This window comes from Paenibacillus sp. DMB5, assembly GCF_001517085.1.
Taxonomy (GTDB): domain Bacteria; phylum Bacillota; class Bacilli; order Paenibacillales; family Paenibacillaceae; genus Paenibacillus_AQ.
Genome location: NZ_LRAC01000010.1, coordinates 58,306 through 84,797, shown reverse-complemented (window position 1 = coordinate 84,797; position 26,492 = coordinate 58,306). Strand labels below are relative to the sequence as shown.

Sequence of the window (26,492 nt, the reverse complement as noted above, 5' to 3'; positions counted from 1 at the left end):
GTACTCCGCCGCCGCGCCGGGGCTCAGCGCGGCTCCGGCAAGCAAGCTGCCCCCGTGCTGGTCCGGGGACAGCGGAAACCCCGCGGAGGCGTGGCTGATCGCCGGCTCCAGCACCTCCGCGAAGGACAGGCGGCCGTATTCACCCTGGACCGCCGCCCAGCTGTCCGCCATTCCGGGCACCGTAATGGCGCTGCGCACACCGCGCCGGGGAATCGCAGCTTCCCCGGCGTACAGGTCCCGGCGGACGCCGTAGCCGGACCGTCCGCTGCCGTTATAGGCCCGAACGCGCCCTTCGCCTGCGCTGTACGTGAGCCAAAAAGCATCGCCGCCCAGCCCCGTCATGTGCGGATATACCACGGCCAGCGCCGCGCTGACCGCCACCGCCGCATCAAAAGCATTGCCGCCTTTGTACAGGATTTCCGCACCTGCGGCGGAAGCCAGGTAATGGGGGCTGACCACCATTGTTTTTGCACCGGTCACCGGCTGTTTCATCATGCGCCATCCCCCTCTGCAGTTCGCTTAAAGTTACCGTCATTTAACCGTACGGCAAATTCCCCTGTCAATGCACTAAGAACAAACTCAAATTCAGGACACCTCTTTTTGTATACGGTGCACAAAGATTCTGGCATACCGCGTTTTCCCGGTAGTTGACCGGCAACGGCTGGTATAGAATGTTCCAAAACCATGTTCCGTTTCAGCTGCTGCATAAATGTACTATCTTGCTGAAGTCCGGCTGTCCTGCATACATCTCTTAGCAGGGGTTCTGTGAAAAAAGCCAAAAATGATTATGTACAGCTTGCCGTTGCCATGTGCAGAACAGGCATACTCGGTTACGGCGGAGGGCCTTCTGTCATTCCGCTGATCCGCCATGATGCCGTAACCCGGTACAACTGGCTTAGCGACGACGAATTCGGGGAGACACTGGCCATCGCCAACGCCCTTCCCGGCCCGATCGCCACCAAAATGGCAGCCTATCTCGGGTACAAGCTGAAGGGAGTCCGGGGAGCCTTCCTCTCCGTTCTTGCCCACATTTTACCCAGCTGTATTGCGATGATCGCCCTGCTCTCGGCCGTCAATTATTTAAGCGGCTCCCGGACAGTAGCGGGTATGATTGCTGCTGTTTCACCTGTGATCGCGGTTATGCTCGGGATGATGGCTTATGAATTTGCCCAAAAGGCGTTTAAAGGGCTGGGGAAATGGATCGGAGCTGCTTTTCTGCTGCTGGCCCTGGTGCTGCTGGAGGTGCTGCATGTGCATCCGGCCATCGTAATCGTGCTTTTTCTGGGCTATGGAACCGTTCACTACCGGATACTCGCCAAAAAGCAAAGCAAGGGGGGAAACAGCTAAATGGAATGGCTTGAGCTGATCTACGGCTTTTTTATGGCAAATCTGCTGGGCTACGGCGGCGGCCCCTCCTCCATCCCGCTGATGTATGAGGAAATTGTCCCCCATTTCGGCTGGCTGACCGATGAGCAGTTTTCCAATATGCTGGCGCTCGGCAATGCCCTGCCGGGTCCGATTGCCACCAAAATCGCTGCTTTCGTCGGCTATGACGTCTTCGGCTGGTTTGGCGTAGTCTTGGCGCTGACCGCTACAGTCCTCCCTTCGGCCGCCGCCTTGATCATCCTGCTCCGGATCATGCAGAAATACAAGCAGTCGCCTGTCGTTAAAGGGATGACGCTGCTTGTACAGCCGGTTATCGCAGTTATGATGACTGTGCTGACGATTAAAATGGCCCAAGGCCCGGCAGAAGCCATCGGGATCTGGCAGACGCTGATGATCGCCGCTGTTGCTTTTGCCGCCATGAAGTGGCTGAAGCTGCATCCCGCACTGGTGATTGTGGCCGCTTTTGCCTATGGAGCGCTCGTGCTCCCTTATACCATCTGATACTAACGCCGGAACATTATTTCAGAATATACTGTGACAGCACCGCCTGCACCTCATAAATATTGACCGATTTATTGAATGTCTTCTTCAGCGGCAGGCTACTGCCCGATACATACAGACACAGCTCCGCATCCAGATCGAAATGACCTGCCGTTTCCACAGAGTAATGGGAGATGCTTTTATAAGGGATCGAATGATATTGTGTTTTCTTGCCGGTCATACCTTGTTTATCCACGAGAATCAGCCGCTTATCGGTAAAAATAAACATATCCCGGATCAGTTTGTATGCCCGCTCGATTCTCTCGCCTGGAGCCAGAATCCGTGCGTATTCACGCTGTACATCAGCAAGCTCCACCTGGGTCGCATTCCCCAGCAGACCGTCAAAAATCGTCATATCCCCGCCTCTTTCCTCAGAAAAGTTTCCGGGCGCCGCCGCGCCCTTTTACATCCTACTTGTTCCGCCGAAGATATATGATTGCAGTAATCAGGCTTTTTTCTCTTGCATCTTTCGGCGATATTGGTTAAACTAACCTTAAATTTGTAAAAAGGAGGTGTGGGGAAATGGATCACAATGTGACTAATAGTGTTAACAGCCGGCTGATTACTATCATGTCTGGCATCGTTCATGTAAATGCCAACAACGGGAGAAGTCTGTCCATTTACAAGAACTCAATAACACTACACAATTGTGAAATGCCTTTCCAGCCACACTTCAACGGATAAGCTATACTACCGGAGAATGTTCAGGGCCGCGGGGAAATTTCCTCGCGGTCTTTTTGTGTCCATTTTCGCCCCTCTATCCGGGAGAACAGCGGCTGCAGGCATTATATAAAGGAGAATACCTATGATTATCTCATGTCAAAATGTCCAGAAATACCACGGTGCCCAGCTTGTTCTGAGCGACATCACCTTCGATATACGCCAGGGCGAAAAAATCGGCCTGATCGGCCGCAACGGCTGCGGCAAAACTACCCTGTTCCGCCTGCTGAGCGGAGAAGAACGCCCGGATCAGGGGCAGATCTCCATCCGCCGGGGCAGTATTGTCGGCCTGCTCGCACAGATTCAGGAGGCCGAGACCCGGGACACCGTCTATACCGTGCTCCAGCGCAGCTTCGCTGAGCCTCTCGCCTGGCAGAGCCGCCTGCGGGAGCTGGAGCAGCAGATGTCCGGACTTGACGCCGGGACGGATGAAGCCGCCTGGAACAGGCTGCTCAAGGAATACGGCGTCCTGCAGGAGAAATTCGAAGCAGCAGGCGGATATGAAATTGATGCCTCCATCCAGCGTGTCGCCTCAGGACTCGGCATCGCCGCCTCCCAATACGACCGCGAATTCGCTTCTCTTTCAGGCGGCGAGAAAACCAAGGTCGGCCTGGCCGAGCTGCTGCTGCGCCGTCCGGATGTGCTGCTGCTCGATGAGCCGACCAACCATCTGGATATGGGGGCTATTGAATGGCTGGAGCAATATCTCCTGGCCTATGATGGCACCGTGCTGGCGATTTCTCATGACCGCTATTTTCTGGATGCCGTAGTCAAGAAGGTTGTCGAGATCGAGGATGGCGAAGCCATCACCTATCACACCAATTACAGCGGCTATCAGGTGGAAAAGGAAGCCCGGCTGCTTCAGCAGTTCGCCGATTACCAGGAGCAGCAGAAGAAGATCAAGCAGATGCAGGAGAGCATCAAACGGCTGATTGAATGGGGCAACCGTTCCAATCCGCCTAACCCTTCCTTCCACCGCCGGGCTGCTTCGATGCAGAAGGCGCTTGACCGGATGGTCAAGATCAAGCGGCCGGTTCTGGAGCGCAAAGCTATGGATCTGCAGCTGCAGCAGGAGGACCGGACCGGCAATCAGGCCGTCACCCTCGACCAGATCAGCAAAAGCTACGGCAGCCGCACCCTCTTCACCGGCGCCAGCGACATTCTGAGATACGGTGAAACGGCCGCGCTGATCGGCGGTAACGGTGCAGGCAAGAGCACGCTGCTGCGGATGATTCTCGGCCAGGAGACGCCGGACAGCGGAAGCTGCATGCTCGGCTCGCGGGCGGCCGTCGGCTATCTTGCCCAGGAGGCTGTGCCTGAGGACGGCAAGCTGTCTGTGCTCCGCTACTTCCGCGAGGAAGCAGGCATGGAGGAAGGCGAAGCCCGCGGGCAGCTGGCCCGCTTCCTCTTCTACGGCAGCGATGTGTTCAAGACTATCGCGGGTTTGTCCGGCGGGGAATGGACGCGGCTGCGCTTCGCGGTGCTGATGCACCGCCGGCCGAACCTGCTCATCCTGGATGAGCCGACCAACCATCTGGATATCGATTCCCGGGAAGCGCTGGAAGAAGCCTTGGAGGAATTCCCGGGCACGGTGCTGGCAGTTTCCCATGACCGCTATTTCATCAACCGCTGCTTCGGAAAGCTCTGGGCGATTGAGGACGGCCGCTTCCACGCTTTTAACGGCAACTATGAGTACTACAAGGAGAAACAGGCTCAGGCGGAACAGGCTGCTGCCGCTTCCAGTGCACCTGCGGGTAACGGAGGCCTGCCTGCCGGCAAGGGCGGGCTACAGCATAAGGTTCCTTCCCCGTCAAACGGCACAGCCGACTCCCGTAAACAGCGCACAGCTGCAGCCTGGGAGCAGGAAATCGCCGCTGCCGAGGAGCGGCTCGGCCGGATTGACGCCGAAATGCTTGAACCCGGCATCGCCAGTGATGCAATGAAGCTGGCTGAGCTGCAGCATACCCGTAATACGGCACAGTCGGAGCTGGATGAGCTGTATGCAGCCTGGATGGAAGAAACTGAGCAGTGAGGCCTCCGAGGAATATTTGCCCGTCACAACAATAAAAAAATAAAGGTGATAACAATGACACAAAACACAGCAATATCGGAATATTGGAAAGCTTACGTGGAGGAGCACCCTGAGGCGGCAGATAAATTCGACAGCGCCTGGGCCTTCGGCGACAGTCCGCGGCTGGCGGATGAATTGCTGGAGCTGGTGCTGAAAGGAATCAAGACCGGGACTGCCTCAAACAAGACCGTCTATGAACAGCAGGGCATCAGCCTGCCTTTTATCGGCGGACATTCAATCCTGCTGGACGGGGAGGGCGCGCCGCAGGCGATTATTGAAACTATCCGTATCGAGACTGTCCCCTTCAACGAAGTGACTGCAGAGTTCGCTTACTCCGAGGGCGAGGATGACCGTTCCCTGGAGTCGTGGCGCCATGAGCACGAGGTCTATTTCACAAGAGAATTCAAGCGTTACGGCATGTCCTTCGATCCGGCGATGCCCGTCGTGTGCGAGAACTTCCGTGTGGTGCATGTGAAGCAGCTCCCTTAACCGGAAGCTTAAAAGGCTGGTCCCTTCTCCAGGGGGCCAGCCTTTTTTATAACAGTCATGCAGCAGTAATGCTGTTTAAACCAAAAAGGCCGCTTCTTTGTCATAAAGAAACCGCCTTTATCCGTATTAGTATATTTAGTATAGCTATTATTTAGCGATGTGTTTACCGCCAAATTCCCATGATCCAGCCGAATACCGAGATCCATAAGGGAATGCTGATCAGGACGCCCCATACAAGCCCGGTAGCAATATTGCCTTCGGCAGGACGTACTTTGCTCTCCTGTGTAAGCGGAAGTCTTAACTCTTCTTGTTCCATTGCGATCCCCTCCTAAAATATCTTATCGTCACAGTAGAGGAAAAAATGTAGACCGCCTGGCCTAAAAAGATAGAATTTCCGCAACTTATTTTTAGATACAAAGGCTCAGCGGTTTGTTTTGTAACTGCTTTCATAATAATTATTAACCAATTTTTGTCTAATAAAACTTATAATAGCCCTGCTCTTCATTATATGCAGCAGCTTAGTCCAATATGACTGGTTTTTGGGGATTTTTGAGGAATTCAAAAAGCGTTCTAATCTGCTTCTCTGTGTTACGTTCCTGGGACAGCTCCGGAAGTTCATTTTCCGCAAAAAAGCCTACTCCGTCCGTCTCCACGCCTTCGGCTGCTTCCCCGCCCGTAATCCGGCACAGAATGAAAAATTTGTAGACATGATACGGCTCCGGCGGATGCTCATGAAACTTTTTGTCCAGCACCGCCAGCAGCCTCACCGCCTCTGCCTGATACCCTGACTCTTCGGCAATCTCCTTAACCGCTACTTCACTCGGCGATAGCCCGATATCCCCCCAGCCGCCGGGTAACGCCCAGTTCCCGTCCAGGTTTTCGCGGACCAGCAGAATCTTGTTGTCCTGAAAAATAACCCCGCGGATATCCACCTTTGGCGTGCAATACCCCTCATCCCCGGCAAAAGCGAGCCGGATCTTCTCCTTGCTCTCATAAGTATAGTTCGCCAGAATATCTACACTCAGCTCTCGCAGCGCCTGGTAACGTTCAATATCATAGACATCCTTCGCATATGTCAGCCCTGTCTGGGCAATGGCCTGGATTTCTTTGGCCCATGTTAACCATTTCTCTTCCATGCTCGTACCTCCACTCCAAGGATAAAATAATATGGCGGGTCGCCTTTACTTTACACACACAGCATCAAATGGCGGGAAAAAGCACCCTTGCGGGCCACACAGCGGTCGATAATCTCAAATCCGGCCTTGCTGATCATCTCATCCATCGCCTCTATCGCAACAATGACAACCCGGTCAGCAATTCTGCGGGCGTTGACGAGAATATCAAACTGCTCCTCCGGTGTAATACTGGAGTAGAGATTATAAGGCATGTCCACAATTGCTGCATCATAATGCTCCGTTATGTCTGCGATATCCCCTAAAGTGACCGGGGCCTCGAAGCCAAAGTGGGCAATGTTGGTCCGCGCCCCCTGGGCAATGAACGGATTGATGTCCCGGCCGACGATATCGATTCCCATGGACAGCGCTTCGATCATAACCGTCCCGATGCCGCAGCAGGGATCGATAGCCCGGATACCCTCCGGCTGCGGTACAGCCATGTTGACTGCCGCACGGGCTACACGTGTGCTGAGGGCAATGGAATAGCTGCGCGGCTTCTTGATCTGGCGGAACCAGGTCGCGTTGTTCTTATGGTAGGTTCCGAAATACCAGCGGCCGCCCAACGTCACGATGCCATATACCAGCTCCGGATGATTCACATCCGCTTCCCCTTCGATACGCAGGCCGATTTCGCGCTCGATCACCCTGCGTTCGTTGTATTCTATTTTGTGCTCGGGCGGCAGATCGTTGGTCTTCACAAAAATGACCTTGAATGTCTTTCCGTTCAGCTCAACCTGCTCCGTCTGGTCATAAATCTCCGGCAGGCTGTCGCCTATGTACATAACCTCGATCATTTCCTTGATGAACGGGCTGCGGCTGGGCTCTACCCTGATTCCGCTCCCGAAAATCCCCTGCGGGATGTCCTTCCCGAACAGGCAGCGCAGCTCCATTCCGCATAAATCCTGCTCGTCCCCCGAGCAAGCATACGTATAAATATAAGCAGGATCTGCTTCCTGCCGGTTCAATTGCCCTTCCTGCTCCTTGCCTGGTTCTATGTTCACTGACACTGTCACTCCCGCTCCTGTCTGCTCATAAGTCAGTTAAGTCTAGCACGGTTATGGGGCGTAATCAATAACTGCAAGTCTGCTTTGATTCCGGGAGCTTCTCCAGTATAATGGAGGCATTACACTGCCAAACCAGCCGGTGGTCAATTAACGGCCCGGTTGAGGTTTTGAGCTTTACCTGACGGTTATGCGCAGCGAAACTCCAAGGAGGTACATATCCCTTATGTCCTATGAACAATATTTTCAGGCTGAGCGTGAAGCTCAGCTGGACGAACTGAAGCAATGGCTGTCCATTCCAAGTATTTCTGCCCTTTCTGTACACAAGGAGGACGTTCAATCCGCCGCCATCTGGCTGACTGATACCCTGAAGCGCGCCGGACTGGAAAACATCGAAATCCATCCTACAGCAGGTCATCCCGTCGTTTATGCCGATTACCTGCACGCTCCGGGAAAGCCGACTATTCTGGTTTACGGCCACTATGATGTGCAGCCGGTTGATCCGCTGAATCTGTGGACCACCCCTCCGTTTGAGCCGGAGATCCGTGACGGCAAGCTGTATGCACGCGGAGCAACCGATGATAAGGGCCAGGTGTTCATGCACATCAAGGCTATTGAAGCCATTCTCAAGCAGGAAGGCACACTGCCAGTCAACATCAAGCTTTGCATAGAAGGCGAAGAAGAAATCGGCAGCATCCATCTGCCTCCGTTCCTGGAAGCTAATCAGGACAAGCTGGCGGCTGATGCCGTACTCGTCTCCGATACAGCCCTGCTTGAACGCGGACGCCCGGCAATCTGCACCGGACTGCGCGGTCTTTGCTCCATGGAGGTTACTGTTCACACGGCTTCCACGGACCTGCATTCAGGGTCGTACGGCGGCGGGGTACCCAATGCGCTGCATGCTCTTGTGTCCCTGCTCAGCTCCCTGCATGATGACCAGGGCCGCGTAGCTGTGGAAGGCTTCTACCAGGGCGTGCCTGAGCTGTCTGCGCTGCTGCGTGAGGAATTCGCCAAGCAGGGCGTGAACGAAGAGAAGATCAGACAATCCCTCGGCCTTGAGCAGCTCTACGGCGAAGAAGGCTACAGCTTCGTTGAGCGTGTAGGCGCCCGTCCGACCCTGGAGCTTAACGGCGTCTACGGCGGATTCCAGGGTGAAGGCAGCAAGACTGTTATTCCGAAGGAAGCCCATGCCAAAATCACCTGCCGTCTCGTCGGCGACCAGGACCCGCAGCATATCCTTGATGCTGTGGAAGCTCACCTGAAGGCGAACATCCAGAAGGGTGCCACCGTAAATGTGAAGCAGATGGAAAAAGCGCGCGCCTTCAATATTGATCCTTCTGATCCGATTCTGCAGACCGCAGCGGATGCTTTTGGCAAAGTCTACGGTACACGCGCCCTCTTCACCAAAGACGGCGGTTCGATCCCGATCATGGAGAGCTTCTCCCGCATCCTGAAGGCCCCCGTTGTGCTGATGGGCTTTGGCCTGGATGACGAGAACCTGCATGCTCCGGATGAGCACTTCAACCTGGAGAACTTTGATAAAGGCCTGCTGACCATTGTCGAGTTCCTCAAAACCGTCTAATCCCGGTTACATACAACAATAAAAGCCAGGGTCTCCGCAAAACGCGGGAACCCTGGCTTCTTATTTTACAGAACTACAGTATAAAAGCCTTTGAGATGATAACCAGCAGAATAAACAGGACCAGAATTGCAGCCGTAGAAGTCATTCCGCCGAAGCCTCCGCCATAACCAGCAACGTTCTCGCTCATGGATTTCTTCCTCCTTTGCAAGTGGATACAGCTTAGAATATGCCTGCGGGCTGTATATTGATTGGGTTCACCAGATAATAGCAGCCTATTTCAGGCTTTACCGGATGAAGCATTCTGCTGGAAGACGCAAAAAAACCCTTGCTGCGCAAGAGTTCGTGAATGTAATATTGGAGCGGGTGATGGGAATCGAACCCACGCTATTAGCTTGGAAGGCTAAAGTTCTACCATTGAACTACACCCGCGTAAATACAATGAAGACAAAGAGTATTGTATCATCCCACAGAATAAAACGCAACCCTATGGCTATTGTATTTTACATTTGTACCGTTATACCAAGCAGAGGCTTCAGGAAGGCCGCTTCAAATTCTGCCGCTTTGATCGGCTTGCTGAACAGATAACCCTGGGCTTCATGGCAATGCTGCTGGCGCAAAAAGTGCAGCTGGTCCTTGTTCTCCACGCCTTCTGCCGTAACCTTCAGCTTCAGGTGATGGGCCATTGACGTAATCGTAGAAACAATAGCCGCATTGTTGCTGTCCTCCATTACATCGGAGACAAAGGAACGGTCAATCTTCAGCCGGTCTATCGGCATGTTCTTCAGATAATGCAGCGAGCTGTACCCTGTGCCGAAGTCATCAATACTGATGAAAACACCCAGCCGCTTCAGACGGTTAAGCTGGTCGAAGGCAGTCTCCTTGTCCAGGGTCATGCTCTCCGTGATCTCCAGATCAACATAACACGGATCAAGTCCGATCTCCTGCAGAAGGGCGTCTATTTTACCGGCGAGGTTCGGCTGCAGAAATTGGCGCATGGACAGGTTAATCGAGACGCAGATGTGCCGGTAGCCCGCCAGTTGCCATTCCTTGTTCTGCTGGCAGGCTGTTCGCAGCACCCAATCGCCGATTGGAACGATCAGCCCGCTCTCTTCGGCAATCGGGATAAACTCGACGGGTGAGACAATCCCCCGTTTGGGATGCTCCCAGCGCAGCAGTGCCTCCATACCGACAATTTCTTCTGTTTCAAGCTGTACCTGAGGCTGATAGACAAGATAGAATTCATTCCGCTCCAGGGCCCGGCGCAGATCATTTTCCAGCTTCAGCCGTTCTTTGGCCTTCATCTGCATGGACGGAATATAACGCCGGATTTCCACATTCTGCTCTTTGGCATTATGCACTGCCGTATCCGCATTCTGAATCAGCTGCTCTGCTGTATTTCCGTCTCCGGGATAAATGCTCATCCCCAGGCTTAACGAAATATGATACTCTCCGGACTCGAGCTGAACAGGTGTTTCAAACAGCTGCAGCAGCTTGGATGCGCGGACCAGGCAGCTTTCCACCCCTGTCCGTTCTGTCATCAGGAAAGCAAACTCATCCGCTCCCATACTGAACAGCTCCTCATGAGTCTTTACCTCATTCAGGATCCGCTGCGATACGAGCTGCAGCAGAAGATCACCGGCATTATGCCCCAGGGAGTCATTGATATTTTTAAAATGGTTGATGTTCATGATGGCTACCGCCGAAAAACCGCCATTCCCTTTTGCTTTTACACTATGGGCCATCATTTCTTCAACACGCTGCATCAGCCGCCGCCGGTTGGGCAGGCCTGTCAGATCATCATGATAAGCCAGATAGTTAATTCTTGCTTCAGCCTGCTGGTTCTCATGAAACGGCTCTTCAATCGTCAGCCGGTAAACCCCGGTCAGCATCAGATAATAGGCGACCCCGCTGCTAAGCATGCCGAAGAGATTATCCATCTCCCCCACGCTGAGCAGATTCATGAAGAATACCTGGGCCAGCGCAAAAAAGATTAAAGCACGGATAATAATGAGCATTGAAGCGGATTTTTCAATTCTGCCCGGATATACGATCATTCCCACGCTAAGCAGATAGATAAACAGAACCGCCATATCTACCAGATGCTTGACCGTACCAAGCCAGGAGGAAGCCTGTAATTCCGGTGCAAGGACATCACTGAATACCAGCACCAGCAGTGAGAGAGCGATAACGACAAGGGACACAGTAAGTACTTTTTTCTTGCCTCTTACAGATACCGGCTCGTCTTCCTTGCTGAATATAAACAGGATGCCTAGGGCGCTGGCCAGACGCGAGAAGGTAAGCAGCCAGAGGGACTGGTCCGGACTGATGATCGAGGAGATTGCCGGTATACCCACAAAGCTCAATGTGTGTAAAAAGTCAAAAGTGCACACCCCTAGAAACAAAGCGGAGATGTACAGTCTGGATTTGGATAATGTATCGGAGAAAAACAGGCTGCCTTGGGCAAAAATCGCAAAACCGAATGCTATATTGCAGCAGCCGATTATAAGATAGAGCGCCAGCATTACATCCTGGTTCTCAATCTGGCTAAGCGGAGTACGGAAAATCTGAATCAGAAGGAACAGCACCGCCCCTAAAACTGCTGCCTGAATTGTCTTTCTCTCTTCTTGTCTCATAAGTCCCTCGCGTCTGAAATGATATCTATGATTAGTATGGATAATGTATTCAAGCTCTTCTATAAATATCGGCTTTAAAGTCCTGTAAAGTTACATTCCCCCCCATACAATATAAAAGAAAAAGCACTGCCCCCGATTAGAGGTCAGTGCTTCTGCCCAGATAAAAGCTATTTATCCCCGAAAGTAACCTCAGGTGTTGTCAGCTTATCGTAAAAGTCAACAGCCTTATCCTTGTCTTCCGATGCCCGCAGTGCCATCGCCGACCGCGGATGCTCGTCCAGGGTACCCGTAATCATGTACGGAATGATATATCCCCACTCTTCCTTTTCGCGGAGCGGAATCATCAGCTGCTCAATAACATCAAGCACCGGACGCAGCGTATATTTCGTGTTCTTCAAGTGGGTAACCAGCAGCTCGGTCGGGCAGTTGCCCGCGGCACGTCCCATTCCGTAACAGGAGGCATCCAGCAGTTCTACTCCGAGCTCTGAGGCAATAAGAGTATTGGAGAAGGCCAGCTGCAGATTGTTATGAGTATGCACGCCCAGCCGTTTGTTTGGAAGGTGGGTTTTGAACTTGTCCACCAGGTATTTGATGTCATTGTGATCCAGGCTGCCGTATGAATCTACAATGTATACCACGTCTACAACGCTATCGCGGATCATATCAAAGGCTTCCAGAAGCTCATTCTCCATTACATTGGACAACGCCATAATATTAATGGTCGTTTCATATCCGCGGTCATGGAAAATCTGTACCAGCTGCAGCGCCTTGTCCACATCCTTGCTGTAGCAGGCCACACGGATCAGATCCAGCATGCTCTCGCTGCGCGGCAGAATATCATTTTCATCGACCCGGCCGATATCAACCAGCGCAGACAGTTTGGTATTGCCCTTTTGAGGAATAACCTTGCACAGAAAATCATCATTTAGGAACCGCCAAGGTCCGGCGCTTTCCGCCCCCTTTAGCAGCTTAGGGGAATTTTTATAGCCGATTTCCATATATTCAACACCAGCCTCGTTCAGACCGGCATACAATTTTTGTACAAACTCGACGCTAAAATCCCAGTTATTAACAAGGCCTCCGTCACGGATGGTACAATCGACAATTTTACTCTGATTATTCTTCACAATTTGTTCTCCCTTCAGCGTATCCTTCATTATTTCCGCCAGCATAAGCTTACTATGCAATCATTATCGTACAATCATACTTTAATGAAGAATAAAATGTAAAGATTATTCTGCTATCCTCCATATCTGTTTTCAGCCCGAACGGCCGTGATTAAAATCATGGACAGCATCCGGACAAAATGCTACATTACAAGAAATTACTGAGATTGATTATCAGTCTCTTTTGGAGGGATTATTAATGGCCTCTACATCCTGCTCTTTACTTCGCTTACAACCGGGCACGACAGGTTCCATTTATAGAATTGAAGGTATGAATCCTATTCTGCGGCGGCGCCTTGCAGATCTAGGGGTGTCTGAAGGCGTTATGATTTCCCTGAAAGGTAAAGGTCCCTTCATGGGCCCTATCACACTGGAGTGTAACGGGCAGCTGTTTGCCATACGCCGGAAGGACGCTTCCCGGATCGAGGTGAACGTATCATGAGTTCAGTCGCTCTTGTAGGCAACCCTAATACGGGGAAAACCTCGCTTTTTAACACGCTAACCTCCTCTTACGAATATGTCGGGAACTGGGCGGGTGTAACCGTCGAGAAAAAAGTCGGCAGCCTGAAGAACGGCGCCGGCAAGCTGATCGATCTGCCCGGGATTTACTCTCTTCATCCGCTCTCCCGTGATGAGGGTGTGGCTGCGCAGTATTTAATCGAGGAATCTCCGGAAGCCTTGGTTAACATCGTTGATGCATCACAGCTGGAGCGCAATCTGCTTCTCACTCTGCAACTCCTTGAGTATGGAAAGCCTACTGTGCTGGGCCTCAATATGATTGACGTTGCCAAGGCGCGCGGTATTCAGGTCAGCCCTGAAATCCTGCAGAAGCAGCTGGGTATTCCAGTCCTTCCGCTTATCGCCAGAACCGGCAAAGGCAGCGGTGAAGTGCTTACTGTCCTGAAGGAAACCTCCAGCATTCCGCCGGTAAGCTTCCGGCTTAATTATGGGGAACTTGTTGAACAGGCCATCCAGGCTATCGAGCATGAGCTGCAGCAGACCGCCGGCTTGCCGAACCACCGCTGGATTGCTCTTCAGCTGATGGAGCAGAACCCGGTAGTCCTGGAGCTGCTACGCAAACGCTTTGATACCGGACGCCTGCTCGGCATCTGCGATGCTGTGCAGAGCGAGCTGCAAAGCCGGAAGCTCGCCCTGACGCTGCCTCAATGGATCCGTTCAACCCGCAAGGAATATATTCATTCCTTATGCCTTGAAGCAATGGATACAACTGCCCAGAAGCCGCATACTCTGACGGAAAGACTGGACTCCATTCTTACTCACCGTTATTTTGGACTTCCTTTGTTCCTTGTATTTATGTATGCCATGTTCAAAGCCACCTTTGACTGGGTTGGCGGCCCCCTCTCCGATATGGTTGACGGCTTCATAGCCGGCCCGTTCAGTGACGGTGCCAACTCTCTGCTCCAGAGCATCGGGGCTTCAGAATTCACCCATGCGCTTATTGTGGACGGTATTATCGGCGGTGTGGGCGGTGTAATTGTATTCGTTCCGCAGATCTTTATCCTGTTCCTGATGATTTCCTTCCTGGAAGACTCGGGATACATGGCCCGTGTGTGTCTGCTCATGGACAGTACTATGGAACGGATGGGGCTGAACGGAAAGGCCTTTATTCCCTTTATTATCGGCTTCGGCTGCAACGTTCCGGCGATAATGGCTGCGCGCAGCATCGAACAGCCTAAAGACCGGATGCTGACAACCCTGCTGATGCCGCTGATGTCCTGCTCTGCCCGGCTGCCTGTTTATCTCCTGTTCGCAGCTGTATTCTTCCCTGCCCAGCAGGCTACCGCAGTCCTGGCAATGTATGTGATGGGCGTTGTCTTTGCTCTGATTTTGTGCAAGCTGTTCTCGAAGCACTTGTTCAAGAATGAGTCCTCCGTATTTATCATTGAACTGCCTCCTTACCGCATGCCGCAGCTGAAGACACTCGGCCGCAGCACATGGGAGAAAGGAAAGGGGTTCCTGCGTAAAGCGGGAACAATCATTCTGGCAGGCTCAGTCATTATCTGGCTAATGTCCTATGCAGGTCCAACCGGCTTCAATGTGGATATGGATCACAGCTTCCTGGCCAAATTCGGCGGGCTGATTGCACCGGTCCTGCAGCCGCTCGGCTTCGGAACCTGGCAGGCCGGATCGACGCTGGTTCCAGGCTTCCTGGCCAAAGAGGTGGTTGTATCTACGATGAATATCATTTACCACACTCCGGATAACGCCGGACTGGAAAATCAAATTGCACAAGTGTTTACACCGCTTAGCTCCGTCAGCTTCATGGCCTTTATCCTGCTTTATATTCCTTGCCTGGCTACGGTAGGTGTAATCAAGAAGGAGACAGCGTCCTGGAAGTGGACTTTCTTTTCTATGGGCTATTCACTGGCGCTGGCGTATCTGGTGTCGCTTATTATTTTTCAAGGCGGACGGTTACTTGGATGGTCGTAAAGACCTGGGATGGTCATGAAGAAAGCGGGGAATAAATAATGATAGTCAATATTGTGATCGTAGCTGCGGTTTTCGGCTATTCCGGGTGGATGATCTACCGTCATGTGCAGAAAGGCAAGCAAGGGGCCTGTGCGGGCTGTGACAAGAGCAAGAGCTGCTCGGCAGCCTCGCTGGATTCGCCTTTCTCCTGCAGCTCAGGGGCGGCTGACGGCAAACTGTAGGGCTGCCAACTTCATACAGCAGGTTTAAACACTTTGGTATCGGGGTATGTTTGTTATAAGCAATTGCAGCTAGACCACTACCTAAGGAGGAATAACTATGAATACGAAAAAAACGTTATTTACTACCGCAGCATTGGGAGCAGTATATTTGCTTAGAAACAAAGACACCCGGAACAAGTTAATGAATGGTATCCAGTCCTTCACTAATCAAGTTAAGGCTAAACGTAACGGCTGAACCGACTCAGCCCGCACACAGGAAGTCGCCAATCACAGCTAATGCATGCTAATAAGCCGTAAAGTCCGTTCCCCGGACTTTACGGCTTTTTTGTTGGCCGAACGTTTCCCCTGTCCTTTCTACCTGCGCCCAGGCAGGCCCGGACCGGATTCCTCGCTGAGCCCAAGGAGATATTCCAGCAGCGTCCGGACCATGACTCCCGTGGCTCCCTTAGGATTGACGCCCCGCTCCTTGGACAGAAATGCCGTACCGGCTATATCCAGATGAATCCACGGAGCCCCTTCGGCAAACTCGCCGATAAACAGCCCTGCTGTAGAAGCCCCGCCGAATCGGCCTGCAGCATTGCGGATGTCTGCCACCTCGCTTCTCAGCATCTCGCGGAATTCGGGGTATACCGGAAGCTGCCAGATCTGCTCCCCTGACCTCTTGGAGGCATCCAGCAGCTCCTGTAAAAACTGTTCATCGTTAGTAACAGCACCGGTAGCAGTATCCCCCAGGATAGACAGAACAGCCCCTGTAAGCGTAGCTACGTCAATGAGCCGTTCTGCTCCCCATTCTCTGGCATAGGTCAATGCATCACCGAGAACCACCCTGCCCTCGGCATCAGTGTTCAGTACCTCTACCGTCTTTCCGCTCAGCGTAGTGATGACATCACCCGGTTTGAAGGCTCCTGCTGAAGGCATATTCTCAGCGGCAGGAATGACCATGACTACATTGATCTGCGGCCGCAATCTGCCGAGCGCTTCAATGACACCGAGCACAGTCGCTGCACCGCCCATATCGCTGATCATATCCTCCATACCAGGTGCCCGCTTGAGCGAAATACCGCCGGTATCAAAGGTGATTCCTTTGCCTATAATACCTGTCACATTACTCCATTCACTGGCTCCCTGATAACGGATGACAATCATCCGCGGGGGATGTACACTGCCTTTACCTACAGCAAATAGTCCCCCCATCCCCTTCTGCTCAATCTCCCGTTCATCCAGCACCTCCGCCGGTAGTCCATGCCGCTCAGCTATTTCAATGGCAGCCGCCGCAAGCCCGGATGGGGTCAGCAGATTACCGGGGAGATTAGTCAGCTCACGCGCCAGATTGGTTGCATCCGCAAAAGCCGATCCCCGCTGTATTCCCATAAGCCAGCTCTGTTCCAGCGCATCTTCTGCAGGGAGCTTCGGCTGCATTTTAACTGTTGACGGCACCTTATAGGAAGCCTGCTCCTGCTTGTAATGCTTCCTGCGGTATTCGCCAAGCAACAGCCCTTCTGTCAGTGCCTGTGCCGCCGTTATCCCCTGAGCCAGCAGGTATTCAGGTATCTCAACGGTAAGCACTGCAGCCTTCATCCGGACAGCCACCCGGGAGATATGTGCCGCAAGCACTCTCAGCTCACCCGCACCAGGAATCTCCTTTCCGCTTCCGGCCAGAATAACTGCAGAGTATCTGGACGAATCCGCTAGCGGGAGTATATATGTCTGATTCAGCTTGCCCGCAAAGAGCCCTGCTTTGACCACAGGCTCTATACTCTTGTTCCATTCTGCCGCAAGTCTGCCGCCATCCAGCTCGGTCTCGGATACAATAATACATAACACTTCACCTTCTGGCCCGGCAGAGAGGCTCTCGTTATTCCATTCAATATTCATTGTCTTTCCTCCCGCCATTCATGAAGCCTGCGGACCCTGGTCACGCAGATAAGGCTGACTTCCCGCACTAGCCGTGCAACACAGGAATCAGCCTCTTTAAGATCATTATATTATAATGCATGGCCCGCTCAGATAACAGCCCGACTATTGTATAAGGGGCAGGGAGATAACAAACCGAGTGCCCACATTGATTCTGCTGCTGACCGAAATGCAGCCGCCGTGGTTCTTAATAATCCGGTCACTGACGGACAGTCCGAGTCCCGTCCCATTCTCCTTGGTAGTGAAAAAGGGATTAAACAGCCGGTCAAGCGTACAAATATCCATCCCTTTCCCGTTATCAGAGATGAAGATGCGGACCTCTGCACCTTCTCTGCGGGCCCCGACCTCAATCTTGCCTATACAATCATCCGCTCGCTCTGTAATCGCTTCCATTGCATTTCTTATCATATTCAACACTACCTGTTTCATTTGCTTGGCATCTCCGGATATGATCATATTATCATGAAACGGATGGAGATCAATCTGGCAGCCCTTCATTAAGGCCTCGCTCTCCGTTAGCAGTACCACCTCTTTAAGCAATGCCGATACAGGAATCAGGGTTACCTGTGGGGCAGAGGGTTTGGATGATGTCAGAAACTCATGAATGATGTCATTGGCCCGGTCAATTTCTGCGAGAATAATCTTGGCATATTCCTCCTTGCCCAGCTGATGCAGATGGGGATGAAGGAGTTGGATAAACCCGCGGATTGCCGTCAGCGGATTCCGGATCTCATGTGCAATAGAGGCGGATAATTTACCCAGCATAGCAAGACTATCATTCTGGTAGGCGGTCTGCTCGATCAGCTTATAATCGGAAATTTCCTTAAACGTATACAGGTAGCTACCCTTCATCTGTTCACCGGTATGCAGAGTCACCCGCCAGTAACGGCCATATTCATCTACAAATTCGTAATTCGGCTTACCCTTCTGCACCATTTCCCGGTATCCGCGCAGTACCTGCTTTTTCTTAAAGCGGTTCAGCTGAATATTCGCCAGCAGGTGAGTCATTGTGCAGCCCAGAAGGGAATGGCGCGGAAGCTCAAGTATACCGTACATTTGTTTATTTAAAAAAGTCAAAACTCCATCTTCATCAAACAGCATGATTCCACTGTCAATGTGCTCCAGCACATCCTCATATGTAGAGTTCATCATCATGGATTGAAACGTTCTTGGCAAAAGCAAGCTTTCCTGAAATTGGCTTATCACGATACGAAGTTCCCCCTTTTACTGCATTTGGCATAGACGCTTAAGCGACATCAAATTACTATGTAAATGAGTATATGACGAAGCCGCCAGAACATTCGGAAATCGTATTATATTATCCAACCGTTTCAACTATATTCCAATCATATCCAAGAGAAGAAGACAACGCAATCAGAGAAACTGTCGAATGGCAAAAAACTTGTTAAAATGATTCTTAAGGCATACTAATTTTATCGTGATCCTCACATAACAGCGGAAAACCCGGTTTTATTATAAAATCCACGCAAAAAAGCCTCCGCTAACACGGAGGCCTTTACTGCAATATAGCCGTATCCGGCCAAAAACAAATGGAGAATGCTGCGAATCAGGCCTTCTGCTGCAGCCGGAGACGCCGCTGGCTCATTACAGCCAGACGTTTTTTAAGCTCCCGCTCCCATTTGCTGTCCCCGATCTGCTTGGCAACAGCCAGGAGGTCAAGCGCCATGTCAATCTGGCTCCGGATAATGGCCAGCGGGTCTTCGCTCTCCATATTAATGACATTCTCAAAAATCGCTTCCTCGTCTTCCATCACATAATCCTGAAAATCAACGTCAGTAACGCCATCTCCATGAGCATATTCCGCAAGAATCTCATACTCATTCTCGACTTTGTAATGTACCTCTACCCGGTGGCATACCGGGCAAAACAGCAGGGGAACATTATGGACTTGCGTGCGATAATGTTTAAGGGTTCCCTTCGTTCCAACCATACTCGCTCCACAGCAAAAGCTCATTATTGTTCACCCTCCTTGGGTATGTTCCATTGATTTCTTATTATTGTATTACAAAATGATACCGGAGATTCCTCTCCTACAGGCATTATATTAACCTCAGCGCCTATTTTCAAACAACAATCCTGGAAGTTACAGGCATTTTGTTGCAAAAAACCCCCTTGGCGGAAAAAGATTCCGGCAAGGAGGTTCTCATTAGTCTCTCAAAGAGCAGACAACCCTTACAGGTTCTTGTCGCCCGGTTTCCAGTTCATGGCGCACAGACCGCCGGATTGCAGAGCCTGCAGTACACGGAGTGTCTCTTCCACGCTGCGGCCCACATCGTTATGATTAACGACCTGGTATTTCAGTTCGCCGTCCGGATCGATGATGAACAGCCCGCGGAGAGCCACGCCTTCTTCTTCGATCAGTACGCCGTAATCACTGGCCACCTTCTTGGTGATATCCGAAGCCAGCGGGAAGTTTACCTGCCCAAGGCCGTTCATATCACGGGGTGTATTGATCCATGCTTTGTGGCTGTGGACAGAGTCAACGCTCACGCCGAGAATTTCGGTATCCAGCTCAGCGAAATCTGCTGCTGCATCGCTGAGTGCTGTAATTTCAGTCGGACACACAAATGTGAAATCAAGCGGATAAAAGAAGAATACAAGCCATTTGCCGCGGTAGTCGGACAAGCTAACCTTACCAAAATCTTTACCGTCGCCAGTTACTGTTTCCATTATGAAGTCCGGTGCCGGCTTACCTACCAAACGTTCTGCCATTGCTTAAATTCCTCCTTTAAATATGTAAGAAAAACAACCACTAGCATGATCCCCTGCCGAGGGAATGAGGCAATATGCTCTATTGATTGAATGAATTGGCCACTTACCTGTTGCTATAGACCAAATGGTATCATCGCACTAAATCAAAGTCAATATTACACTCATTACTTTTTTATAATTATTATAAATAAGCAACATTCTGTGAAGTTTATTGTCTTTCTGCGTCAAAGAAGGAATATAGCGGCAGATTTACGCTTTGCGGATTGCTGCAACAATCAGATCGCCCATTTCGGTAGTGCTAATCGCCTTGCTCTTATCTACAGCAATATCACTTGTACGGTGTCCGGCATCAAGCACCTCTGCCACAGCGGCTTCAATAGCCGCAGCTGCATCCTCATACCCGAAGGTCATGCGGAACATCAGAGCCAGCGACAGGATGGTCGCGATCGGGTTAGCCAGGCCTTGACCTGCGATATCAGGAGCAGAGCCGTGTACCGGCTCATACAAGCCATAGCTGCCCTCACCCAGTGAAGCAGAAGCAAGCATACCGATCGAACCGGTCAGCATCGCTGCCTCGTCACTCAGAATATCTCCGAACATGTTCTCAGTCACAATGACATCGAAGCTGGACGGACGGCGCAGCAGCTGCATTGCACAGTTATCAACCAGCACATGCTCGAGCTCTACCTGCGGGTATTCAGGAGCGATCCGGTTAACGACCTCACGCCACAGGCGGGAAGTTTCCAGCACGTTCGCTTTGTCCACGCTGGCCAGCTTGTTGCGGCGTTTACCTGCAATTTCAAACGCCTGGCGCACGATGCGCTCCACTTCCGTTACATTGTAAACGCAAGTATCTACTGCTTCTTCACCGTGTTCCCCCTGCCGGCGCAGCTTGTCCCCGAAGTAGATGCCTCCGGTCAGCTCACGCACAACCATCAGGTCTGTGCCTTCCAGCACTTCCGGCTTCAGGGTGGATGCATCCTTCAGGCAGTCAAACACATTGGCCGGACGCAGATTGGAGAACAGTCCCAGCGCTTTGCGGATGCCGAGAAGTCCGGTTTCCGGCCGCAGCTCTTTCGGGTTATTGTCCCACTTCGGTCCGCCGACAGCTCCCAGCAGCACAGCATCTGCACTGCGGCAGATTTCCAGCGTATCCTCCGGAAGCGGAGTTCCCCGCTCGTCAATGGCGATTCCACCAAACAGGGCATGCTCTGTTTCAAAAGCATAGCCAAATACCTCTTCCGCTTTTCTCAATACTTTTTCCGCTTCAGCCACAACCTCAGGTCCGATTCCGTCCCCGGCGATTACTGCGATTTTTTTAACGTCGCTCATTTCCGTCACTCCTTAAATGATCTGCTGTACGCAGGCATAGTTCTTCTGTATATTGTTGTAACATAACGGTCCAAGCTGTGCCAAATACATAAAAGCAATGACCTTGATAGGAAGCACCTATGAAGCGATGCTGCACTGAATTATACCGTTCCACTTTCCCATGGCAGATTTTTTTTGCTATCATCAATACAGGCAATATAATAATGAATTACGAAGGAAATTACGGAGGGAAATCATGAAGATATCAGCCGCTATGATTATAAAAAATGAATCAAGAAGCATCATCCGGTGTCTGAGCAGCATTGTCGACGCTGTGGATGAAATCATTATTGTAGATACAGGCTCGACTGACAACACAATTGAGTTAATCAGAGAATTTGACTTGCAGCATAAAAATAATATCCACATTTATAATTTTGAATGGGTGGATGACTTTTCAGCGGCACGTAATTATTCGCTCTCTAAAACGCAGTACGAATGGAAGCTCATTATTGACGGCGATGAATACCTGCATCCTGAGGATGCCAGGAAATTAAGCGGCTTTTGCAAAGAGGCAGCTGCTGATGGCACTAAGAATATTGTTATTGATATTGAGTACATCAACATTGCGGACAATGAAGTGATCGGTGTATTTAAAGAAGGGGTTGCCCGGCTCTTTCGAGGCGGAGATATCCGTTTTGAACGAAGAATCCATGAACAGCTTACCTTAAAAGGTGTAGCAGGAAAAAGGATTTCTTTACCGATACGCCTATATCACGATGGTTATGACCCTAAGCTGGTAAATAAGGAACGAAAGGCGTTGCGGAACGTAAAGCTGCTCGGAAGCTCGATGCAGGATGATCCTGGCGACTATATGAATCATATTTATTATGCAAGAGAAATTACGCACTACAATAAGGACTTAGCGCTTCAACATCTTGAAGAGGCTGAATATTTGTACAAGCAGCAAAACGTAAGAAATGAAATTGTTGAGAATTTTATTAAATTATCCAGATCGGAAATCGTTAACTCCTGACCTATTTGCTCTTCATTCCCGGGTTGGATACAATAAACATGCTGTTGTTTTCCATGAAGCACTGGTCTATTTCATAAAAGGAGTGAATGTGAAATGCAGTATACTAAGCTTGGAAAATCCGGTTTGAAGGTCAGCCGTCTCTGTCTGGGCACAATGAATTTCGGCCCTATTACGGACGAGAAGGAAGCCTTTCGCATTATGGACGCTGCGCTTGATGCAGGAGTGAATTTCTTCGATACCGCCAACATTTACGGCTGGGGCGAAAACTCCGGGCTTACAGAGACCATTATTGGACGCTGGTTCAAGCAGGGCGGCGGACGTCGCGAGAAAGTAGTGCTTGCTACCAAGGTGTACGGTGCCATGAGCGACAAGCTTGACGGCCCTAACGATGAAAGCGGTCTCTCCTCATATATAATCCGCCGCCACCTGGAAGGCTCCCTGCAGCGCCTGCAGACCGATCACATCGAGCTGTATCAGATGCACCACGTTGACCGCAGCGTGTCCTGGGACGAGCTGTGGGGCGCGTTTGAGCTTGCCGTGAACCAGGGCAAAGTCGGTTATGTCGGCTCCAGTAATTTCGCGGGGTGGGACATTGCCATTGCCCAGTCCGAGGCAAAGGCACGCGGCTTCCTCGGCCTGGTATCCGAGCAGCATAAATACAGCCTGACCTGCCGCCTGCCCGAGCTTGAGGTGCTTCCGGCAGCGCAGAAACTCGGTCTTGGCGTTATCCCATGGAGTCCGCTGGACGGGGGATTGCTGGGCCGCAACGCCCTTATGAAGATTGAGGGCAGCCGCAGCGGCGGCAATGCCGAACGCATAGAACAGCATAAGAGCCAGCTTGAAGCCTTTGCTGAGTTAAGCCGTGAGCTTGGGGAGCCGCAGGACAATATCGCCCTGGCCTGGCTGCTGGCTAATCCTGCTGTAACAGCGCCTATTATCGGACCGCGCACACTGGAACAGTTCGAAAGCGCACTGCGCTGCCTTGAGGTTGTGCTGGAAGAGAGCGTGCTGAAGCGGCTGGACGAAATTTTCCCGGGTCCCGGCGGAGCAGCACCGAAGGCGTATGCCTGGTAACAAACCTGACTATTAGCACTCCCTTAACCTCATACAGATCAGCAAAAAGGAGCAGCACCGCCGGACAATGTCCGGGCGGCTGCTCCTTTTGTTATTCGGCTGTATCTACAGTAATTGCACCGTTACTGGTTGACAGGGAAACCTCATGTTTTCCAGTCCCCAGCACTGCTGAACCCTGGTTATCTTCATCGCGGTTCCAGTTAACATTCCCCTTCAATCCGCCGTTGCTCGTCTCTGCATTGATCTCAGCGTCTGTTGCCGCCGGCAGGCTGACGGTTATTTTGCCGTTGCTGGAGTCCAGCTCCCAATCGCCTGTAACTGCAGAGTTAACGGTGATTCTGCCGTTGCTGCTCTCTGCCGACACTGAGCCGTCAATATTGGTAAGCGTGATTGCACCATTGGAGCTGGAAAGCTCGGTTTCCCCCTGCACATTCTGTACGGAAATGGTCCCATTGCTGGTGTGGGCATCAACTCCGCCGGTGATATCATGAATATCCAGTGTACCGTTGCTGGTATCGACCTCAATGCCTGCCGCAAGATTGGCGGCTTCAACTGCCCCGTCGCTGGTCTCTATCAGGGCCGCCAGATTCTGCGGAAGGCTGATATTCAAATACGGTTCCTTGGTATAGATGCCGAAGCGAATGTTTGACAGCCAGTTCGTCTCCAGATCCAGCTTCAGAACAAGCGTATCCCCTTCTTCAGACACCTTCCATTTCTTCTCCATAGCGTCCGCTGCTTCACTTTCGTCTTTGCCCGGAAGCTCAAGCTTGCCCTCATAATCAAGGGTGTTCCCGTCAGTCCCTTGAATCATAACCTTTCCGCTTGGCAGCTCAATCTTCACGCGCTTGATCTTGGACTGAATGTCCACTGTACCACTGAGCGGGGTCAGCTGCGTCCGGCCGAAAATTCCGCCGAGTGTTCCGCCAGCCAGCACGGTCTGCCCGCCGCTTGCCAGCACCAGCACGATAATCAGCAGAATGGCCCAGCCGCTGACACGGGTTTTGACATCTGACCGGATGAACAGCCGGATCAGCATTTCCAGTCCGAACAGAATAAGTAATGCCGGCCACAAATAACCCAGGGTATCGTATGAAACCACATCATATTGAGCCAAAACTATTAATACACCCACTGCGATGCAGCCGATTGCGGCAGAGAAGCTGCCGATTTTCCATCTCCCCATGGATGAAATCCCCATTTCCTATACTTTTGAGTTTTTTTTGAGCATTCTGAAGCCGTATCCGATCAGGGCCAGCGACAGAAGAATGGACCCGATATTCATATCGGTAAGAATACGCCAGAGCCACGGAAAAGCGGTAGCCACCAGCAGCAGGAAGCCTGCCGCCACACAGCCGATGCCCAGCCATACAGGATTTACATCATCCTGCGGATACTCCGATACCGGAGGCAAACCCATGCTCCACGGGGCTCCATAGCTGTCCGGATGGAACATCATCCGCTCATGCTCGGCGATCGTCAGCTTCATCCAGGCCGCTTTTTGCAGGGCATCAAATAATTGATAGAACCAGAGAGCGGCAAGTGCGAACGGGAACACCGTCGGCATGGATGGAATAAAAATGATACACGCCGAGGCTCCGATCATATACTGCAGTCCCAGCTTTTTAAAGCCAAGATATAAATGTCCCAAGCCAGGTACAAGCGCCAGGAAAAAGGTAAGCCAGCGTTTTTTCTTAATCATACTATATCCTCCTAAAAGTTTGGTGAGCATTACTTCTTCGCTTTGTTTTCTTTCAAAATTCGTTTCGTGATTCAATATCTGATTATGCTTCTATTTATGGCCGCCCTGGGCATTAAACCATGCTGTAACGGATGTCGACATCTGTCCATTGATCTCGGTGATGCCGTAGGCCAGATTCTCAAATACCCCGAACTGCAGCAGCAGGAACGTAAGGCCCACTGCAACTCCATAGTGCATCCATGAGGTGCCTGGTGCAGTACGGCGCCGGGCTGCTGTCGCTCTGACGGCGCGCTCACGGCGGCCCGCTTCAAGCTGTCCAATATGTTCCATTACGTCATTTGTTATATCGGGAAAATCCCATGAGTCCGCCGTTTCTAATCCGGCTTCCATCTCATTCCACAGTGCCGCGAGCGCTTTAGCCTCCTCCAGCCATGATGAGCAGCCGGGACAAGCTTCGATGTGCAGACGGAGATTCAGCTCCATCTCCGGAGACAGTGTGCCTTCGATATAATGCGGCATCCATTCTTTGACTGTTGCACAATTCATCGCCATTCCTCCCCGCTTTTCCTCATCATCTGTCTGGCTCTGTAGAGCTGTGATTCTACTGTTTTGACCGAGACGCCCTTCTGTTCGGCAATTTCCTGATAGGAGTGGTGCTGAAAATAATACAGCTGCACGACCGACCGGTACGGTTCCGTGAGGCTGTTCAGATTCTGATCCAGCTCCTGTGAGGCTTCCTTGCTGAGTGCTGCCTGCTCCGGCGTATGCGAGGTAACCCAGTCATTCTCTGTATAATCCGCCGTACTGCGGTGGCGCCATTCCCTGTCATTGGCCCGTTTCCAGTCCAGACAGGTCCTGTATGCAATCCGGTACAGCCAGGTAGAGAATGAGGACTGTCCCCTGAAGGAGGGGAGCGCCTTGTAGGCTTTGATGAAGACTTCCTGGGCCATATCCTTGGCCGACTCGGCTTCTCCCGTTATTTTGATGCACACTCGGTATACCATGCCCTGATAACGCGTCACCAGATGTCCAAAAGCCTGGCTCTGCCCGTTAAGCACGGCTGAAATCCATTCTGCCTCTTCCAAGTCGTTCTCCCCTCCTTCTTCATAACGTTAGACGCCGGGCAATCCGGTTCCCCTGCAGGCCTTAACGTTTTTTCAAAAAAGATTTCTCATACCTATTTTACCGTAGAATCCCCTGCAAAAGTCCGTAAACATTCTTGAATATAAGCACAAAAAAACACCCCACCAGAAGTTGGTTCATCAGGTGGGGTGTTTCATTGCTATGAAT

The 26,492-nt window shown here is 51.6% G+C and carries 28 protein-coding genes and 1 tRNA gene; 11 read left to right on the top strand and 18 right to left on the bottom strand.

The window, feature by feature from the left end; all coding sequences use genetic code 11:
* A partial coding sequence (locus tag AWJ19_RS02245; protein ID WP_241781567.1) for a gamma-glutamyltransferase occupies positions 1 to 492 on the bottom strand: 492 nt, incomplete at its 3' end.
* A 273-nt stretch (positions 493 to 765) separates the two neighbouring features.
* Between AWJ19_RS02245 and AWJ19_RS02235 the strand changes: the two genes are divergently transcribed.
* A complete protein-coding gene (locus tag AWJ19_RS02235) occupies positions 766 to 1,347 on the top strand; it encodes a chromate transporter (RefSeq protein WP_068721156.1) in 582 nt (193 codons plus the stop codon).
* Positions 1,348 to 1,887, top strand: a complete 540-nt coding sequence (locus tag AWJ19_RS02230; protein ID WP_068721155.1) for a chromate transporter — start codon at positions 1,348 to 1,350, stop codon at positions 1,885 to 1,887.
* 16 nt (positions 1,888 to 1,903) lie between these two features.
* Here AWJ19_RS02230 and AWJ19_RS02225 read toward each other — a convergent pair whose 3' ends face one another.
* The gene (locus AWJ19_RS02225; protein ID WP_068721153.1) at positions 1,904 to 2,281 is read right to left on the bottom strand and encodes a PH domain-containing protein; all 378 of its coding nucleotides are present in this window, start codon (positions 2,279 to 2,281) and stop codon (positions 1,904 to 1,906) included.
* A gap of 450 nt (positions 2,282 to 2,731) precedes the next feature.
* Here AWJ19_RS02225 and abc-f point away from each other — a divergent pair, with 450 nt between their 5' ends.
* Both abc-f and AWJ19_RS02215 read left to right on the top strand, forming a co-directional pair.
* A complete protein-coding gene (gene abc-f / locus AWJ19_RS02220; RefSeq protein ID WP_068721151.1) occupies positions 2,732 to 4,678 on the top strand; it encodes a ribosomal protection-like ABC-F family protein in 1,947 nt (648 codons plus the stop codon).
* Between the two features lie 54 nt (positions 4,679 to 4,732).
* Positions 4,733 to 5,206 carry an ASCH domain-containing protein gene (locus AWJ19_RS02215; protein ID WP_068721149.1) on the top strand — a complete coding sequence of 158 codons (474 nt, stop codon included), beginning with the start codon at positions 4,733 to 4,735 and terminating at the stop codon, positions 5,204 to 5,206.
* Positions 5,207 to 5,369: 163 nt separating this feature from the next.
* Here the strand turns inward: AWJ19_RS02215 and AWJ19_RS35040 are convergent, their stop codons facing one another.
* From AWJ19_RS35040 to AWJ19_RS02205, 3 genes are all read right to left on the bottom strand, one after another.
* Positions 5,370 to 5,522: a hypothetical protein gene (locus AWJ19_RS35040; RefSeq protein ID WP_157889922.1), complete on the bottom strand. Its 153-nt coding sequence runs from the start codon at positions 5,520 to 5,522 to the stop codon at positions 5,370 to 5,372.
* A gap of 202 nt (positions 5,523 to 5,724) precedes the next feature.
* Positions 5,725 to 6,342 carry an NUDIX hydrolase gene (locus tag AWJ19_RS02210; RefSeq protein ID WP_068721147.1) on the bottom strand — a complete coding sequence of 206 codons (618 nt, stop codon included), beginning with the start codon at positions 6,340 to 6,342 and terminating at the stop codon, positions 5,725 to 5,727.
* Positions 6,343 to 6,392: 50 nt separating this feature from the next.
* A complete protein-coding gene (locus AWJ19_RS02205) occupies positions 6,393 to 7,346 on the bottom strand; it encodes an RNA methyltransferase (protein ID WP_068721166.1) in 954 nt (317 codons plus the stop codon).
* Positions 7,347 to 7,608: 262 nt separating this feature from the next.
* Here AWJ19_RS02205 and AWJ19_RS02200 point away from each other — a divergent pair, with 262 nt between their 5' ends.
* Positions 7,609 to 8,964: a dipeptidase gene (locus AWJ19_RS02200; RefSeq protein WP_068721145.1), complete on the top strand. Its 1,356-nt coding sequence runs from the start codon at positions 7,609 to 7,611 to the stop codon at positions 8,962 to 8,964.
* A gap of 73 nt (positions 8,965 to 9,037) precedes the next feature.
* Here the strand turns inward: AWJ19_RS02200 and AWJ19_RS36100 are convergent, their stop codons facing one another.
* The 4 genes from AWJ19_RS36100 to AWJ19_RS02185 form a co-directional block, all read right to left on the bottom strand.
* On the bottom strand, positions 9,038 to 9,151 hold the full coding sequence (locus AWJ19_RS36100) for a YjcZ family sporulation protein (RefSeq protein ID WP_206744042.1): 114 nt from the start codon (positions 9,149 to 9,151) through the stop codon (positions 9,038 to 9,040).
* 168 nt (positions 9,152 to 9,319) lie between these two features.
* Positions 9,320 to 9,393, bottom strand: a tRNA-Gly gene (locus AWJ19_RS02195).
* Between the two features lie 71 nt (positions 9,394 to 9,464).
* Positions 9,465 to 11,597 carry an EAL domain-containing protein gene (locus AWJ19_RS02190; RefSeq protein WP_068721143.1) on the bottom strand — a complete coding sequence of 711 codons (2,133 nt, stop codon included), beginning with the start codon at positions 11,595 to 11,597 and terminating at the stop codon, positions 9,465 to 9,467.
* Positions 11,598 to 11,764: 167 nt separating this feature from the next.
* Positions 11,765 to 12,724 (bottom strand): aldolase catalytic domain-containing protein, encoded by a 960-nt coding sequence (locus tag AWJ19_RS02185; RefSeq protein ID WP_198536449.1) that lies wholly within the window; start codon positions 12,722 to 12,724, stop codon positions 11,765 to 11,767.
* Between the two features lie 238 nt (positions 12,725 to 12,962).
* Between AWJ19_RS02185 and AWJ19_RS02180 the strand changes: the two genes are divergently transcribed.
* From AWJ19_RS02180 to AWJ19_RS35550, 4 genes are all read left to right on the top strand, one after another.
* Positions 12,963 to 13,205: a FeoA family protein gene (locus AWJ19_RS02180; protein ID WP_068721141.1), complete on the top strand. Its 243-nt coding sequence runs from the start codon at positions 12,963 to 12,965 to the stop codon at positions 13,203 to 13,205.
* The gene (feoB, locus tag AWJ19_RS02175; protein WP_068721139.1) at positions 13,202 to 15,214 is read left to right on the top strand and encodes a ferrous iron transport protein B; all 2,013 of its coding nucleotides are present in this window, start codon (positions 13,202 to 13,204) and stop codon (positions 15,212 to 15,214) included. The genes AWJ19_RS02180 and feoB overlap by 4 nt, the downstream gene beginning before the upstream one ends.
* 38 nt (positions 15,215 to 15,252) lie before the next feature.
* On the top strand, positions 15,253 to 15,435 hold the full coding sequence (locus tag AWJ19_RS02170; protein WP_068721137.1) for a FeoB-associated Cys-rich membrane protein: 183 nt from the start codon (positions 15,253 to 15,255) through the stop codon (positions 15,433 to 15,435).
* A gap of 97 nt (positions 15,436 to 15,532) precedes the next feature.
* Positions 15,533 to 15,670 (top strand): hypothetical protein, encoded by a 138-nt coding sequence (locus AWJ19_RS35550; protein WP_167360763.1) that lies wholly within the window; start codon positions 15,533 to 15,535, stop codon positions 15,668 to 15,670.
* A gap of 119 nt (positions 15,671 to 15,789) precedes the next feature.
* Here the strand turns inward: AWJ19_RS35550 and AWJ19_RS02165 are convergent, their stop codons facing one another.
* From AWJ19_RS02165 to leuB, 5 genes are all read right to left on the bottom strand, one after another.
* Complete coding sequence (locus AWJ19_RS02165) at positions 15,790 to 17,310, bottom strand: leucyl aminopeptidase (RefSeq protein ID WP_082707653.1); 1,521 nt, start codon at positions 17,308 to 17,310, stop codon at positions 15,790 to 15,792.
* A gap of 144 nt (positions 17,311 to 17,454) precedes the next feature.
* A complete protein-coding gene (locus tag AWJ19_RS02160) occupies positions 17,455 to 18,555 on the bottom strand; it encodes an ATP-binding protein (protein ID WP_068721134.1) in 1,101 nt (366 codons plus the stop codon).
* 361 nt (positions 18,556 to 18,916) lie between these two features.
* Complete coding sequence (locus AWJ19_RS02155) at positions 18,917 to 19,324, bottom strand: hypothetical protein (protein ID WP_068721132.1); 408 nt, start codon at positions 19,322 to 19,324, stop codon at positions 18,917 to 18,919.
* A gap of 218 nt (positions 19,325 to 19,542) precedes the next feature.
* Positions 19,543 to 20,082, bottom strand: coding sequence for a peroxiredoxin (locus AWJ19_RS02150; protein WP_068721130.1), 540 nt, complete (start codon positions 20,080 to 20,082; stop codon positions 19,543 to 19,545).
* 249 nt (positions 20,083 to 20,331) lie between these two features.
* On the bottom strand, positions 20,332 to 21,414 hold the full coding sequence (gene leuB / locus AWJ19_RS02145) for a 3-isopropylmalate dehydrogenase (protein WP_068721128.1): 1,083 nt from the start codon (positions 21,412 to 21,414) through the stop codon (positions 20,332 to 20,334).
* Positions 21,415 to 21,649: 235 nt separating this feature from the next.
* On the opposite strand from leuB, the gene AWJ19_RS02140 reads away from it, so the two are divergent.
* Positions 21,650 to 22,429 (top strand): glycosyltransferase family 2 protein, encoded by a 780-nt coding sequence (locus tag AWJ19_RS02140; protein WP_068721126.1) that lies wholly within the window; start codon positions 21,650 to 21,652, stop codon positions 22,427 to 22,429.
* 93 nt (positions 22,430 to 22,522) lie between these two features.
* Entirely contained in the window at positions 22,523 to 23,503 is a 981-nt protein-coding gene (locus tag AWJ19_RS02135; RefSeq protein WP_068721124.1) for an aldo/keto reductase, read from the top strand.
* A 91-nt stretch (positions 23,504 to 23,594) separates the two neighbouring features.
* Here AWJ19_RS02135 and AWJ19_RS02130 read toward each other — a convergent pair whose 3' ends face one another.
* The 4 genes from AWJ19_RS02130 to AWJ19_RS02115 form a co-directional block, all read right to left on the bottom strand.
* A complete protein-coding gene (locus tag AWJ19_RS02130) occupies positions 23,595 to 24,686 on the bottom strand; it encodes a DUF4097 family beta strand repeat-containing protein (protein WP_068721122.1) in 1,092 nt (363 codons plus the stop codon).
* Between the two features lie 18 nt (positions 24,687 to 24,704).
* Positions 24,705 to 25,202: a hypothetical protein gene (locus tag AWJ19_RS02125; protein WP_068721121.1), complete on the bottom strand. Its 498-nt coding sequence runs from the start codon at positions 25,200 to 25,202 to the stop codon at positions 24,705 to 24,707.
* 90 nt (positions 25,203 to 25,292) lie between these two features.
* Positions 25,293 to 25,748: a zf-HC2 domain-containing protein gene (locus AWJ19_RS02120; protein WP_068721119.1), complete on the bottom strand. Its 456-nt coding sequence runs from the start codon at positions 25,746 to 25,748 to the stop codon at positions 25,293 to 25,295.
* On the bottom strand, positions 25,745 to 26,287 hold the full coding sequence (locus AWJ19_RS02115; protein WP_068721117.1) for an RNA polymerase sigma factor: 543 nt from the start codon (positions 26,285 to 26,287) through the stop codon (positions 25,745 to 25,747). The genes AWJ19_RS02120 and AWJ19_RS02115 overlap by 4 nt, the downstream gene beginning before the upstream one ends.
* Between the last annotated feature and the right edge of the window lie 205 nt (positions 26,288 to 26,492).

Excerpts from the sequence above, each read along its gene's own strand:
- AWJ19_RS02230 (WP_068721155.1), top strand. The coding sequence starts at position 1,348 with ATGGAATGGCTTGAGCTGATCTACGGCTTTTTTATGGCAAATCTGCTG.
- AWJ19_RS02225 (WP_068721153.1), bottom strand. The coding sequence starts at position 2,281 with ATGACGATTTTTGACGGTCTGCTGGGGAATGCGACCCAGGTGGAGCTT.
- abc-f (WP_068721151.1), top strand. The coding sequence starts at position 2,732 with ATGATTATCTCATGTCAAAATGTCCAGAAATACCACGGTGCCCAGCTT.
- AWJ19_RS02215 (WP_068721149.1), top strand. The coding sequence starts at position 4,733 with ATGACACAAAACACAGCAATATCGGAATATTGGAAAGCTTACGTGGAG.
- AWJ19_RS35040 (WP_157889922.1), bottom strand. The coding sequence starts at position 5,522 with ATGGAACAAGAAGAGTTAAGACTTCCGCTTACACAGGAGAGCAAAGTA.
- AWJ19_RS02210 (WP_068721147.1), bottom strand. The coding sequence starts at position 6,342 with ATGGAAGAGAAATGGTTAACATGGGCCAAAGAAATCCAGGCCATTGCC.
- AWJ19_RS02200 (WP_068721145.1), top strand. The coding sequence starts at position 7,609 with ATGTCCTATGAACAATATTTTCAGGCTGAGCGTGAAGCTCAGCTGGAC.
- AWJ19_RS36100 (WP_206744042.1), bottom strand. The coding sequence starts at position 9,151 with ATGAGCGAGAACGTTGCTGGTTATGGCGGAGGCTTCGGCGGAATGACT.
- AWJ19_RS02190 (WP_068721143.1), bottom strand. The coding sequence starts at position 11,597 with ATGAGACAAGAAGAGAGAAAGACAATTCAGGCAGCAGTTTTAGGGGCG.
- AWJ19_RS02180 (WP_068721141.1), top strand. The coding sequence starts at position 12,963 with ATGGCCTCTACATCCTGCTCTTTACTTCGCTTACAACCGGGCACGACA.
- feoB (WP_068721139.1), top strand. The coding sequence starts at position 13,202 with ATGAGTTCAGTCGCTCTTGTAGGCAACCCTAATACGGGGAAAACCTCG.
- AWJ19_RS02170 (WP_068721137.1), top strand. The coding sequence starts at position 15,253 with ATGATAGTCAATATTGTGATCGTAGCTGCGGTTTTCGGCTATTCCGGG.
- AWJ19_RS35550 (WP_167360763.1), top strand. The coding sequence starts at position 15,533 with ATGAATACGAAAAAAACGTTATTTACTACCGCAGCATTGGGAGCAGTA.
- AWJ19_RS02165 (WP_082707653.1), bottom strand. The coding sequence starts at position 17,310 with ATGAATATTGAATGGAATAACGAGAGCCTCTCTGCCGGGCCAGAAGGT.
- AWJ19_RS02155 (WP_068721132.1), bottom strand. The coding sequence starts at position 19,324 with ATGAGCTTTTGCTGTGGAGCGAGTATGGTTGGAACGAAGGGAACCCTT.
- AWJ19_RS02150 (WP_068721130.1), bottom strand. The coding sequence starts at position 20,082 with ATGGCAGAACGTTTGGTAGGTAAGCCGGCACCGGACTTCATAATGGAA.
- leuB (WP_068721128.1), bottom strand. The coding sequence starts at position 21,414 with ATGAGCGACGTTAAAAAAATCGCAGTAATCGCCGGGGACGGAATCGGA.
- AWJ19_RS02140 (WP_068721126.1), top strand. The coding sequence starts at position 21,650 with ATGAAGATATCAGCCGCTATGATTATAAAAAATGAATCAAGAAGCATC.
- AWJ19_RS02135 (WP_068721124.1), top strand. The coding sequence starts at position 22,523 with ATGCAGTATACTAAGCTTGGAAAATCCGGTTTGAAGGTCAGCCGTCTC.
- AWJ19_RS02130 (WP_068721122.1), bottom strand. The coding sequence starts at position 24,686 with ATGGGGAGATGGAAAATCGGCAGCTTCTCTGCCGCAATCGGCTGCATC.
- AWJ19_RS02125 (WP_068721121.1), bottom strand. The coding sequence starts at position 25,202 with ATGATTAAGAAAAAACGCTGGCTTACCTTTTTCCTGGCGCTTGTACCT.
- AWJ19_RS02120 (WP_068721119.1), bottom strand. The coding sequence starts at position 25,748 with ATGAATTGTGCAACAGTCAAAGAATGGATGCCGCATTATATCGAAGGC.